General features: G+C 65.2%; 7 protein-coding genes, 2 pseudogenes and 1 riboswitch. Of the genes and pseudogenes, 3 read left to right on the forward strand and 6 right to left on the reverse strand.

The genetic code is table 11. The features are described from left to right. Positions 1–11 precede the first annotated feature (11 nt). Positions 12–206: a hypothetical protein gene (locus F3J43_RS01865; RefSeq protein WP_166883114.1), complete on the reverse strand. Its 195-nt coding sequence runs from the start codon at positions 204–206 to the stop codon at positions 12–14. Positions 207–761: 555 nt separating this feature from the next. On the opposite strand from F3J43_RS01865, the gene glsB reads away from it, so the two are divergent. After that, positions 762–1,682, forward strand: coding sequence for a glutaminase B (gene glsB, locus F3J43_RS01870; protein WP_166883115.1), 921 nt, complete (start codon positions 762–764; stop codon positions 1,680–1,682). Positions 1,683–1,790: 108 nt separating this feature from the next. Here the strand turns inward: glsB and F3J43_RS01875 are convergent, their stop codons facing one another. The 3 genes from F3J43_RS01875 to F3J43_RS01885 form a co-directional block, all read right to left on the reverse strand. After that, complete coding sequence (locus F3J43_RS01875; RefSeq protein WP_166883116.1) at positions 1,791–6,014, reverse strand: hemagglutinin repeat-containing protein; 4,224 nt, start codon at positions 6,012–6,014, stop codon at positions 1,791–1,793. A 43-nt stretch (positions 6,015–6,057) separates the two neighbouring features. Further along, positions 6,058–7,776, reverse strand: a complete 1,719-nt coding sequence (locus F3J43_RS01880; protein WP_166883117.1) for a ShlB/FhaC/HecB family hemolysin secretion/activation protein — start codon at positions 7,774–7,776, stop codon at positions 6,058–6,060. A 458-nt stretch (positions 7,777–8,234) separates the two neighbouring features. After that, positions 8,235–8,876: a LysE family translocator gene (locus tag F3J43_RS01885; protein WP_166883118.1), complete on the reverse strand. Its 642-nt coding sequence runs from the start codon at positions 8,874–8,876 to the stop codon at positions 8,235–8,237. Positions 8,877–8,916: 40 nt separating this feature from the next. On the opposite strand from F3J43_RS01885, the pseudogene F3J43_RS24405 reads away from it, so the two are divergent. Beyond that, positions 8,917–9,231 (forward strand): annotated as a pseudogene (locus F3J43_RS24405) (DUF3885 domain-containing protein); the annotation flags it as partial. Between the two features lie 281 nt (positions 9,232–9,512). Here the strand turns inward: F3J43_RS24405 and crcB are convergent. Then, positions 9,513–9,890, reverse strand: a complete 378-nt coding sequence (gene crcB / locus F3J43_RS01890) for a fluoride efflux transporter CrcB (protein ID WP_166883119.1) — start codon at positions 9,888–9,890, stop codon at positions 9,513–9,515. Between the two features lie 72 nt (positions 9,891–9,962). Further along, a riboswitch (Fluoride riboswitch) is annotated at positions 9,963–10,023 on the reverse strand. A 359-nt stretch (positions 10,024–10,382) separates the two neighbouring features. Between crcB and nhaA the strand changes: the two genes are divergently transcribed. Beyond that, positions 10,383–11,585, forward strand: coding sequence for a Na+/H+ antiporter NhaA (gene nhaA / locus F3J43_RS01895; protein ID WP_166883120.1), 1,203 nt, complete (start codon positions 10,383–10,385; stop codon positions 11,583–11,585). 461 nt (positions 11,586–12,046) lie between these two features. Here the strand turns inward: nhaA and F3J43_RS23945 are convergent. Next, positions 12,047–12,584 (reverse strand): annotated as a pseudogene (locus F3J43_RS23945) (IS3 family transposase); the annotation flags it as partial. Between the last annotated feature and the right edge of the window lie 114 nt (positions 12,585–12,698).

Below are 12,698 nucleotides of genomic sequence, written 5' to 3' on the forward strand. Positions count from 1 at the left end.
GCTTGAAGGATTTATCGCAAACGCAAAAGGGCAGCATTGGCCAACTTGACCAGTTCGATCCATTCGCTTGCAGTGATCACTCCGGAACGCTCCAACTCTTCGGCTCGGCGCAGTGCCTGATCGTAGTCTTCCTCGTGCAGGATGCCCTCGCCGAGAAAACGCCCGCGCCACTCCAGCATCGCTGCAGTGCCTTTCTTGCATTCCATAGTGTGTATCGACTCCAAGGCAGATGATGGCCCGTGTGCCCGGGCCTGTTTGACGGGGGCGCGAGATTACACGAGCGTCTGCTACTTGAGAACGACTTGCAGATACCGCTTGTCTAGATGACTGCGGTCAAACGGGGCGGGAGCGGCGCGCCCGCCTATGCACCAGGCGGGCTGAAACGGAAAAACCGGCGTATCAGCTGGGTGGAATGGTGCCCAGCAGACCGATCATGATAGTCAGCAGCAGAAAACCACCCAGGAACAGAGCGAGCTTGCCCATCGGAACCTCTACAGTGTGATGACGGAACGGCAAGGCGGGACGATGCGGGCCTGGCCTGCCCGGCTCGCCGGGGCGGCGCGCTGGACATGGCGATATTGTCCGCCCCCCGCTGATACGGTTACAGAATCAGGTTCGCGTAAAAAAAGCAGATCAGATGAACATTCAGAACCTACCGAACCTTCATCTTTCCACGCTGACTGTCAGCTATCCTGTGTCGCCCGCGCCCCTGCTTGCGTCAGACCCGCAAGCGTTTCGCCTTTCTCCCATCCCAGGCCACCATGCAAGCACTCCTGCAAGAGATCCTCGATCAAGTCCGCCCCCTGCTCGACCAAGGCCAGGTGGCGCAATACATCCCTGCCCTGGCCCAGGTCGACCCGCACCAGCTGGGCATTGCCGTACAGGGCCTCGACGGCCAGTTGCACTGTGCCGGCGATGCCCGCACCCCGTTCTCGATCCAGAGCATTTCCAAGGTGTTCAGCCTGGTCCAGGCGATCAACCACAGCGGCGAGGCCATCTGGTCGCGCCTGGGCTACGAGCCGTCCGGCCAGGCGTTCAACTCGCTGGTGCAGCTGGAGGTGGAGAAAGGCCGGCCACGCAACCCGTTCATCAACGCCGGCGCCCTGGTGATCTGCGATATCAATCAGTCGCGCTATGCCACCCCGTCGCTGTCGATGCGCGACTTCGTCCGCCGCCTGGCGGCCAACCCACGTATCGTCAGCGACCCGGTGGTGGCCGAGTCGGAATACCAGCACCGCGCGCGCAACGCGGCCATGGCCTACCTGATGCAGTCCTTCGGCAACTTCCACAACGATGTCGATGCGGTGCTGCGCAGCTATTTCCATCACTGCGCCCTGTCGATGAGCTGCGTGGACGTGGCGCGTGGTTTCACCTTCCTCGCCAACAGCGGCTATTGCCCGCACAGCCGCGAGCAGGTGCTGAGCCCGCGCCAGGCGCAGCAGGTGAACGCGATCATGGCCACCAGCGGGCTGTATGACGAAGCCGGCAATTTCGCCTATCGGGTCGGCCTGCCGGGCAAGAGCGGCGTGGGCGGCGGGATCGTCGCCGTGGTGCCGGGGCGCTACAGCATCTGCGTATGGTCGCCGGCGCTCAATGCCTCGGGCAACTCGCTGGCGGGATTGCGGGCACTGGAGCTGCTCAGCGAACGCATGACCGGGTCGGTGTTCTCGGCAGTGCCCTGAGCCCCCCAGAAACGACCAAGGCCGCTCCTGCGGACACCGCCATCGGTGGTGCCTGCAGGAGCGGCCTTGACCGTGTCGGGGCCGCGAACCGACCCCGGGTAGCACAGCTTACAACAGCCCGTCGATATGCCCTTCGACCGTCACCGGCCCGACCGTCAACTTGCCATTCTCGAGCGAGGCAGCAGGCAGGCTCAGTTCCGGCAGCGTCGGCTGGTCCAACGTGGCCTTGAGCTCGTAGCTGACCGGTTTCAGCTCGGCACCGAGCAACGTACCGCCCTGCTCCACGCCCGACCCCGCCAGCGCCAGGCCAGCCTCGGCGGTGATGCGCGAATCGTCCTTCACCTTCGCCGAACGCACGAACTCGCCCTGGGCATTGAAAGATGGCTTGTAGTCCTGCTTGGCCGGCGCCTCCCCTTCCTTGGCTTCACCAGGCTTGCCGGTCAGTCCGGCGCCCAGGTCGAGACGCACCGAGGTCCGGGTGTCCTGGCGATCCTGGATCACCAGTCCGCCGTCCAGTTGCCCCCCGACCTGCCTGCCTTCGACCCGTGCGCCGCTGAGCTGCGCCTGGCCGACGCTGTCGAGCTGAACGCTGTCGGCGTTGATACGGCTATTGCCCTGGGTGGTGGCTTGCAGGTGATCCACCTGGACCTTGGCGCCCAGCTCGAAGCCCTGGCTAGCCTTGCCCGGCTGATCGGCATCGACCGGCGTGGTCTGGGCCAGGTTGCCACCGGCCTTGAGGTCCACCCCCCAGTTGGTGCGGCCTTGGGTCGACTGCGCCGACTCCATGACCAGCCCGCCCGCCCCCGCGCTCACGGCGACATCACGGCCGGCCACCTGACTCCCCTGCAAATGCACCGACTGCCCCTGCAACGCTACCGTGTCGCGGGACTCGAGGTGGCCACCTTGGAGGGTGGTCGATGCCTCGCGGGTCTGCCCCGCCTTGACGTTGCCGCCGAGCGTGCCAGCCAGCTCATGGCCCTGCTCGCCAGTGGCGGACTTGCCGCCCAGGTTCAAGCCGCCGCCAAGTTGCAAGCCGTTCACCGTGCGGCTGTCACTGGCCGCTTGCAGTTCCAGGGTGCCACCGGCCTTGACCTCGAGCGGGCCTGTGGTGCGAATGTCCGTGCCCTGCTGGACCTGGCCGCCACCGCTGCTCAGGCGCACCGGGCCCTGGCCGGTGACCTGCACCACCCGCGCCTTGCTGTCGGCCTGCTGTTCGCCGCTGTAGTCGAGTTGCCCAGCGACACCCAGGTCGACCTTGTCACCCACCGGCAAGGTACCGACAGTCAGCGATCCGCTGCCGTCCAGCTTGCTGCTGTCGCGATGGGTCTGATCACTGGCCTGCTGCAGCGCCAGTTCGCCACCCGTGGCGAGGGTCACGCCGCCTTGGCCACCGTCGAGGCGGCTACCTTCGAGGCGCGCGTCGCCGCCCACCTGGACGTTCACGCCCTGGCTCGCGGTAAAGGCGCCCACCACTGCGGTGGACGAGCCCTCGTCGATGCGCTTGCTGCCGCCTGAGCCGCTGGCGGTGACATTGAGATCCTCGCCAGTCTTGGTGTAGACCCGCGCCGCGACATCGGCATTGACCTGACGGTCGCTGCGTTCATGGGTGTTGCTGGCCGCGTCCGCCTGCAGCGAGCCCGCATGCACGTTCAAAGCACCCTCGCTGGCGGTGTAGCGGGTGCCCTGGTCCTTCAGTGCGCCGGCGACGTCGAGGTCGACATGCTGTCCGCTGAACTGGCTCACCACCGCAGTTCCCGTCTGCTCGGACTGCTGCTGGCTGGCATGGCCGACTGCAACATCGACGCCCAGGTTCGGCGAACCCAGCTTGCCCAGGGTGTCGACCAGCGAGGCCTTGCCCTCGAGCACGTCGCGCGCCTCCTTGACCGGCAGCTTGCCGTCGAGGGCGTCCTTGACCGACAGCTTGCCATCGATCACATCGCTGACCACACCGGCGATCGGCCGGACGATGTCCTTGTACTCGGCATTGACGCCGATGTCCGCCGTCCAGCTGCTCTGCTGGTGGCTGCTGCTGGTGCTATCGCGCGCCGCACGGTTGTCCACCGCGTCGGCCGTCACGGTCAATCCCTTGGCGCTGCTCACCTGCGCCCCTTCGCTGAGCAAAGTGCCCGCGTTGATGGTCAGGTTGCCGCTGCTGCTCACGCTGCTGGTCTTCGCAGTGCTGCTGCTGGCCGCATCGGCACTGGTGGCGTGGGCGAAATCGACCCCGGCACCGGCGCGATCGAGGCCACCGGTGACATACAGGCCGCCACCGGTGCGGCGGCTGTCGGCGCTCTCGCTGTGCTGGTCCTGTCCGGCCTGCAACGACACCTGCTGGCCGCCGAGGGTGGTGTCGCCGGCGGTGGACTGCAGCGTCGCGCCCTTGAGTGCCAGCTCGCTGCCGGCATTGACCTGCACCGAGCTGGCGCTGAGGTTGGCGCCGTGCTGGGTGACATCGGTGGCGCTGCTGCCTTGGTGCTCGCTCACATAGCCGACACCGGCGCGGTACTGCCCGCTGCCCGGTTTCGTCGCCCCAGCCGAGGCGACAAAGCCACGGCTGTCGCTGCTGGAGCTGTGCTCGCGACGGTCTTCGGCAGCACTCAAGGTGACGTCGCCGGCGGCTTCGGCACTCAGCGCGCCGTTGGCCTTGACCGTGGCGCCGACCACATCCAGGTTCTCGCCGCTGCTCAGGCCAAGCGTGCCACCTGCCACCAGCTCGCTGCGCACCGCCGTGCTCTCGCGGCTGCCGGCGCTGGCCTGGTTGTGGCTGATGCCGAAGAACTTGCTCTGCTGGTCATGGCTGTCGCGCGCGTCGGTACGCGAGGCAGTGCCGATCTGCACCTGCTTGCCAGTGATGCGGATGTCCTTGCCGCTGGCCAACTGCGCGCCTTCAGTGGTCAACGCCCCCTTGGCCTGCAAGTTGATGTCGCCGCCTTTGAGCTGGGTGGTGACGCTGCGCTGGGTTTGCGTGCGCTTGTCCCAGTCGGCCTTCCAGAAGCCCTTGGTGTGCTTGCCCTGGTCAGTCTGCACATGCTGATCGGTGGCAGCGCTCAGGCGCAGGTCGGCGCCGCTGTCGACGCTCAAGGTGCCCGCCGCCTCGAGGCCGGCGGCGTTGATCAGGGTGTCCTGTTGCGCGCTCAATCGAGCATCGCGCTGGGCGACCACCTGGCTGCCATGCTCGCGGGTGTCGCTGTCGGTCTGGGTGCGCTGGTAGGTTTCCCAGTCGATGCCCAGCGCGCCACTGCGCCAGTTCTCGCGCTGCTCCTGCAACTTGCGACTCTGCACGGTGGTCAGGGTGAGGTTGCGCCCGGCATCCAGGCGTACATCGCGGCCATGCACGTCGGCGGCGGCCAGGGTCAGGTCCTGGCCGCTGCGCAGGCCGACATCACCCTGGCTGGTGATGCCGGCACGGGTCGCCTGCAACGCGTTGGCCTGTGCCTCGCCGCTGATGCTCAAGTCACCAGCCGAGCGGATCTGCACACCATCGCGCCCCTCGACCTGCACGGCACCGACCCGCACACCCGCGCCCTCGGCGGTGCTGACAATATTGATGCGCCCGGCCTGCATCGCACCGAACAGGCTTGCATCAATACGTCGTTCGCCGCTGGCAGCCGCCGGATCGATATCACTGAGCTGCCCGCTGGCGTGGTCCACGCGCTGGCGCCCGACGCTGAGATTGAGCTGGTCACGGGCAGCGAGACGGCCCTGGCTGTCGATACGCGGGGCGATCAGGTTGACCGAACCACCGTCGTTGCGCAGGCCACCGCCCTGCACCTGCAACTGACCACTGGCATCACGGGTGTTCAATGCCTGCAGCTTGCCATCGTTCAGTTCAGGTCGGCCCACCACCAGGCTGGCATTGGGCGCATTGATGAAACTGGCACCGTTGACCGAAATGCCATTGGGATTGGCCAGCACATAATCGGCAGCGCGGCCGAAGATCTCCTGGGCCCCGTTGATGGCCGAAGGATTGCGGCTGATCACCTCGTTGAGGATCACGCTGGCCGCCTGGCCCTGGAACTGTGGGTTGGCCGCCAGTTGCCCGGCCAGCTGGGAGTTGCCGGCCTGCAAGGCATTGTTCAGCACCACGCCCTGGCGTTCGACGTTGTAGTCGAGGAACTGGTTGTGCGACAGGCCCGCGCCGTTGGGCGCGACGATATTGACGATGGGCACGCCGCCCTGGGTCTGCAGTTGCGCCGTGCCGCCCGGTCCGGGCGCCACCACTAGCCCCCCGGCCAGCGCCTGGGGCAGGCTCGCCGCGAGGAACAGACTGGCGATCGCCCAGCGCAGCTTGCCCTGGGGAGACAGATTGAAGGCAAAGGTGTTCATCGTCATAGGTCACTCTCCATGTAGGTGCTGCAATACGGTGTACCCGGGCTCAGATCTGTACGCTGGCCCGGAACAGCCAGACTTCCGGCTCGCGGTGCAAGCCGCTGGGGGTGGTCAGGCTGCGTTGGTAGTCGAGGTCGAACTGCAGGTCTTTCCAGGCCAGGTTCAGGCCGAGGCTGGCGCCGCCCAGGCGCTGGCTGGTGGCGCCGTGGTCGGCCTTGATCCAGCCGTGGTCCAGGCCGATGCGCGGGGTGATGCCCAGCGGCCCCTGCTGACGCAGCGGCAGGCGCAGGGTGTTGCGCCAGATCGCCCCGCTGGCGCCGGACAGGCTGCTGACCCGGTAGCCGCGTACCGCGGAATCGTCGGTGCCAAGCAACTGCTCGATGGCCGGCAACGGGTCGGGGCTGTACTGCAGGTTGAGCTGGCTCTGCCACTGCCAGGGCTGGCCGGCCAACTGGCCGTTGCGCCACTGGCCGAGACTGGCGCGGTACTTGTGGAACTGTGCCCGGGGCAAATCGTCGACCAGACGCCGGGCATCGTCGTCGGCGCCAAGCCAGCGCAGGCCCTGGGCATAGTTGAAGTCCAGGTTCCAGACCGCGCGGTCGAGCCAGAACAGGTTGAGGCCGGCCTCGGCCACGGTCAGCGTGGGGCTCTGGATATCCAGGCGCACCTTGGCGAACTCACTGTCGACGTCCTTGTGCGCCAGTTGCAGGCTGGCGCTCAGCTGATGGCTCTGGTCGCGCCACAGCACCCGCTCGCCGCGCAGGCTGAGCTGGTCGGTGATGCCCGTGCTGTACAAGGTCTGGCTGCTGAGCTTGACCGGCGCGCGGTACTCGGCGTGGCTGGCGAACAGGCTGAAGGTCCAGTAGCCGTAGGGCACGGCATAGTAGAGGCTGGCGTTGCGACTGTAGCGGTCCGCCTGGTTGAGGGTGTCGCTGGCGCTGAGGCTGAGCAGGTCGTTGAGCCCCAAGGGGCTGTCCAGGCCCAGGCTGAGCACGCTGCGGTCACGTCCGGTACTGGCGCTGCCGAGATTGTCCAGGCCCAGGCCCAGCGATACCCGGGGCTGTCCGGCACTGCGAGCACGCAGGATGATGCGCGAGGCGCCCGGCTGGCTGCCCGGGGCGATATCGGCGCCGAGATCGACCGAACGCAGGCGATTCAACTGGTCCAGGCCCTGCTCCAGATCTCGCAGATTGAGCGGTCGCCCGAGCATGTCGGGGAAGGCTCCTGCCAGGGACACCGGCAGTTGCTGGTCGGCCAGCTCGATGGCCTCCAGATAGCCCTCGTCGACCAGGATGTCCAGCGACTGGCCGGCTGCCGGGGCACTGGCCAGGTAGGGGCGGCTGGCGATGTAGCCTTTCTCGACATACAGCGCGGTGATGGTCGCCAGCAGGTGGTTGATCTGGCCAACGCCCATGCACGGTGCCAGCAGTGGCTGGATACGTGCGTCGACGACACTGCGCTCGATCAGCGTGACTCCGCCGACGCGCACGCCGCTCACCGCCCAGCAGTACTCATCCTGCGCCACCGACTGCGGCGCCTGCACGGTGCCGCCGGGTGGCGCGAACGTGCCGCGCTGCAATTGTCGGCGGCGTTGCTCCAGTTGCAATTGCTGCAAGTCGCGCTGCTGCTGTTGCTGTTGGCGCAAGGCTTCCTGCCCCGGCGCCACCGGTTCGGCCTGGACGTCGCCGTACAGGCCCAGCCAGGCCAGCGACAACAGCACGCAAGGGGCGGAACAACGGCGGGAACTGGCTAACCGGTACGACATACAACACCCATGCAAACGAAACAGCGCGAAAGACGCTCACCGGCGTCGGCAACAGCCTGAACTTTCCGGCTTACTTATTTGAGGGTATCGGCACAACTCATGAAACTTTAGTTCGTCGGGACAGCGCTACCTGCTACTTGATCAAAAGTTGATCAAGTTCGTCTATTCATTCCTTGAAATACTCGATACAAGTTCTACAGGCCTTCTGGTTCATGGCCTGGAGAGCCGCAACTGGTAAAACTGTCCAACAATCCAACTGCCACACAGATGTGCCGAAGCCTTCTTACCGACAGAAACGAATTGCGCGTCGAAATATTTAGGCACTTTGCTGAAAAGCATCTTTCCAGCGGCAGCTCGTACAACTTTTGATCAACTTGAAAGTTGTTTGGCCAGGGCTCGCCGTGTCGTCGATGCCCATTCGCAAGCGGCCCTCGAGAGGCACGCTTGCGTGGACAGCCTCAGGCCGTCTGCCGACGCATCGCCAGAATCGCCGCACCAAAGCCGATGAAGGTGGTGCCCACTACCCGGCTCACCCAGCGCGACAGCGACGGTCGGGTCAGCACACCCTTGGCCCGGGCGGCAAGCGCGGCGTACAGGCTCAATGACGTCAGCGACAACAGGATGAAGATCCCGGTCAGCAGCAGGAACTGCGGCAGCAGTGCAGCCCCCTGGTCGATGAACTGCGGAAACAGCGCGGTGAAGAACATCGTCGCCTTGGGATTGGTGACGGCGGTGAGGAATGCCGACTTGTACAGCTTCGCTGGCGTCGGCCGACGCCGGGCATCGCCCTGCTCCGTCCCGGCCACCAGCATCGGGCTGTTCTTCAGCAATTGCCGGGCACCGAGGTAGAACAGGTAGCCGGCGCCGACCAGCTTGACGGCGTTGAACAGCATCTCGGAGCTGGCCAGCAGCGCGCCCAGCCCTAGCATCGCCGCCGCCGACAGGCAGAACAGTCCGCTGGCATTGCCCAGCGACGACCACACCGCACTGCGCTGGCCATGGGCCAGGCTGTTGTTGATCGCCATCAGGGTGGCAGGTCCGGGGCTGGCGATGGCGATCGCGGCGACCAGGGTGAAGGCGAGAAGCGAATGGGTGTCCATGTACGACCCTCGGGCAGGTGGCGAAAGCCGCATGATACCCATGCCAGAGCCTCTGTGGGAGGATTCTGGTTTTATCGTAAGGTTGTGCCACGTACCATGGCCGCTTCATACACTCCGGCATCCGACCTGTGAGGCAAGCTTGAGTCTGCAACAGGAAATCCAGCGCATCTTCGGCGAACGTTGCTTCGAGCGACCGATCTTCTACAACAATCCCGGCGGCCTGCGTTTCGAGCTGGCCGAGTCGGGCAATGCCATCGACCGCTTCGTCACTGCCCTGAGCAAGGCGATGATCGTTTGCCGCGACGTGTTCGAAGACCAGACCCACGTGCTGGTCTGCCTGCGCGAACACAGCACGTACGCGCGGATCAGCGCCCGCGAAACCACCGCCAGGGGTGGCCCAGTAGTCATCGCCGGCCAGGGGCCCCTGGGTGTGGACGAGCCGGAACAGCAGCCCCTCCGCTCAGGGTCGATGACCAGCAACCTGGCCGACTCACGTGTACGCAGGGTGATATCCCTGTCGCTGCCGATGCGCCGCACCAGTGAAAAAGGGCGTGATCACACACCAGGCGAACGATACAGTGCGGACCACCAGCGCAACGCCTGGCCAAATGGCACTGGCAGCCACACGACGGCCCTTCAGCCCAGCCAGCGCACCAGGGCGAATCCGGCGAAGGTCATCAGCAACGAGCCAAGCACATGGGCCAGCACCGTGGCCATGGCCCAGCCGGCACGGCCGTGCATGAGCATCGACAGCACTTCGGCCGAGAACGTCGAGAAGGTGGTCAGCCCGCCACAGAAGCCCGTGGTGATCAGCAGGCGCCAGGCCGGGTCGAGATTCGGGAAACGCAGGAAGAAGGCCATCGCCCCGCCGATGACGAAACCACCGACCAGGTTGACCAGCAAGGTGCCGAACGGCATGCCGGGGAACAGCGAATTCAGGCGCAGGCCCACTATCCAGCGCAGCACGCAACCGGCACTGCCACCGACGACAACGGAAAACAAGGACAGGTACATCGACAGACTCCATCAAAGGTCGGAAAGACCCCCATGGAGAGACAGGCAGCCGCCTGCGCGCCCTTCGATGGGGGTTGCGCAGGCATCATCAGCACGAGGCGGTTCAAGGAGGAATGCCATCTCCTGAAGGTGGATGCTAGGGGGCGCACACCTGCTTGGCAACATTTCGACGCAAATAACCCGCGCATCCATTCGTGCGTATCGCTAAAATGCGCGCCTGGCGTGTGCTGCGTGCGCCCGGGAGCCTTCCCGAATACGGAGAACATTCATTTGTTTTCCGTGAGATCCGTCCATGTTGCACGCATGCCCCCATTTCCCATGGCCAGCTACGTCCCGTGTCCGCACGGCACAACCTGCTGCGCCGCGTCACCCATCCTTCTTCTCGCCCTTCGCCGCAGTGGCCCGTCGCTTCCGGCGCCATCGTCTTGCCGTGCCCGCCGTACGCCACGCCGCTGCCTGCACGAGCGCGACGTCATGAACGAGGACTCCCGCATGAATGCCCCACTCTCCCCTGTCCGGCAGCGCTCGCTGCTGCAACGCTTGCTGACCAGCGAAGCCGCTGGCGGCGTGCTGCTGATGCTCACCGCCGCACTGGCCATTGTCATCGCCAACAGCCCCTGGGCCGAGGCCTACCAGCACCTGATGCACCTGCAGGTCGGCCCGACCCTGACCGACAAGCTCGGCCCGATGACCGTGCACATGTGGATCAACGATGGCCTGATGGCGATCTTCTTCCTGCTGGTGGGCCTGGAGATCAAGCGTGAGCTGGTCGATGGCCGCCTGGCCAGCTGGGAGCAGCGCCGCCTGCCGGCCCTGCCGGCACTGATGGGCATGGCCGTGCCGGCGCTGATCTACCTCGCGGTGTCGTGCGGCGAGCCGGGCCTGGCCGGCGGCTGGGCGATCCCGGCGGCCACCGACATCGCCTTCGCGGTCGGCGCCCTGGCCCTGCTCGGCCGACATGCGCCGCTGTCGTTGAAGGTGATGCTGGTGTCGGTGGCGATCATCGACGACATGGGGGCAGTGGCGATCATCGCAGTGTTCTACACCTCGTCGATCAACCTGCTGGCGCTGGCCGGCGCTGCCGGTATCGTCGCCCTGTTGCTGGCCTTCAACCGCCTGCGCGTGGTGGCACTGTGGCCCTACCTGCTCGGCGTGGCCGCGCTGTGGTACGTGACCCTGCTGTCGGGCGTGCACGCCACCATCGCCGGCGTGGTCGGCGCCCTGCTGATCCCCTACAGCGCCGGCGCCGGCAAGCCCCGTGAGGCGAGCCCGCTGCTCAAGCTCGAACACGGCCTGGCGCCCTGGGTGGCGTTCCTCATCGTGCCGGCCTTCGGCTTCGCCAATGCCGGGGTCTCCTTCGGCAACCTGGGCTGGAGCGATATCGTCGCCCCGCTGCCGCTGGCGATTGCCCTCGGCCTGTTGCTGGGCAAGCAGCTCGGCGTGTTCGGCGGCGTGCTGCTGGCGGTGAAGACCGGCCTGGCCAGCAAACCGCGTGGCGCCAGCTGGCTGCAGATCTATGGCGTGGCGATGCTCTGCGGCATCGGCTTCACCATGAGCCTGTTCATCGGCGAGCTGGCCTTCCCTGGGCAGCCCGAAAAGATCGACGCGGCCAAGATCGGCATCCTGCTGGGGTCGATATTGTCGGCGGTGATAGCCTGCCTGATCCTGCGCTTCGCACCCAAGGCGAGCGATTGACCCAGGAGCACGGGGCCGCATCGCGGCCCCTTCTGCCAGGCCTGCATCTGGCGGGAGCAGGGAGACAAGAAATGTAATGAAGCGCTTGATGCTACCCCTGCCACGCGCCTCTAGACTTCAGCCTTCGCCACGTGCTTGCCTGAGCGCGCCTGCCCAAGCACGGACCTCGAACAATCACCCAAGGATGGATAGCAAAACAAGGTGAATGCATGGCACCCAAGAACAATAATTTGCTGCAGTTCTTCCGCGAGCTGGCTCCAACCCTGAGCAGAGCCTCCCGCCAGCGGCTCAGCGATGAAGAGTCGAACCTCCTCGAACACTTCCGCGCCCTTCCCGAGAAAGACCGCACTGCAATGCGCTATCTCTGCTCGGCCATTCACCAGATTTCGACTTCCTGAGGGAAAATCCGGTCGCCCAAGAACTCCCAAGCATAAAAAAGAGGCCTTTCGGCCTCTTTCTTTTTGACCCCGGCGACGCGCGATTTCCGTGATATCCGTAACCCATTTTCGTTCCGGCTCCAGGGCGCAGAAGTCGCGCTCCAGCAGGTTTTTCACCCCTGCTGGGCGGCCAATGGTTGTTCGGCCAAGGCCGCGTTTCTTGCGGCGTGGCCAGCCTTGAATTCGCTCCGCCGCCATCAGGCGAGCAACGCGGTTCAGGCTGACGGTTTCGCCCTCGTCGAGCAGATCCTCATGCATACGCGGTGTACCGATTACGCCACGGCTGTCCTCATGAATCTCATGAATGCGCCTCACCAGACGCGCATTCTCTTGAGCACGTGGGCCAGCTCACGCTTGAGGCGGGCTAGTTCCTCATCTCGTGGGCTACCTGTTCCGGGAAAGATTTTTTCTGTACCTGGCTGTGCCTCGCGAACCCAGCGATTCAATAGGCTCGGAGCTACTCCGATTTCTTGAGCGATTTGGCGGCAGCTGGCTTCTGAACGATGGGCCAACTCGACAGCCTCCCGCTTGAACTCGGGACTGTATTTTTACGCTTGGACATGAACACTCCTTCGGCTCGATCTGAGCTTACTCGAAAGTGTCCGTGTTAACAGGGTAGCCCCCCCCCCCGCAGAGAAACCGAATACCTCGGACGCCGAGGCCCTCACTTTTGTTC

The sequence above is a fragment of the Pantoea sp. Cy-639 genome, from assembly GCF_011752525.1.
GTDB lineage: Bacteria > Pseudomonadota > Gammaproteobacteria > Pseudomonadales > Pseudomonadaceae > Aquipseudomonas.

Excerpts from the sequence above, each read along its gene's own strand:
- F3J43_RS01865 (WP_166883114.1), bottom strand. The coding sequence starts at position 206 with ATGGAATGCAAGAAAGGCACTGCAGCGATGCTGGAGTGGCGCGGGCGT.
- glsB (WP_166883115.1), top strand. The coding sequence starts at position 762 with ATGCAAGCACTCCTGCAAGAGATCCTCGATCAAGTCCGCCCCCTGCTC.
- F3J43_RS01875 (WP_166883116.1), bottom strand. The coding sequence starts at position 6,014 with ATGACGATGAACACCTTTGCCTTCAATCTGTCTCCCCAGGGCAAGCTG.
- F3J43_RS01880 (WP_166883117.1), bottom strand. The coding sequence starts at position 7,776 with ATGTCGTACCGGTTAGCCAGTTCCCGCCGTTGTTCCGCCCCTTGCGTG.
- F3J43_RS01885 (WP_166883118.1), bottom strand. The coding sequence starts at position 8,876 with ATGGACACCCATTCGCTTCTCGCCTTCACCCTGGTCGCCGCGATCGCC.
- crcB (WP_166883119.1), bottom strand. The coding sequence starts at position 9,890 with ATGTACCTGTCCTTGTTTTCCGTTGTCGTCGGTGGCAGTGCCGGTTGC.
- nhaA (WP_166883120.1), top strand. The coding sequence starts at position 10,383 with ATGAATGCCCCACTCTCCCCTGTCCGGCAGCGCTCGCTGCTGCAACGC.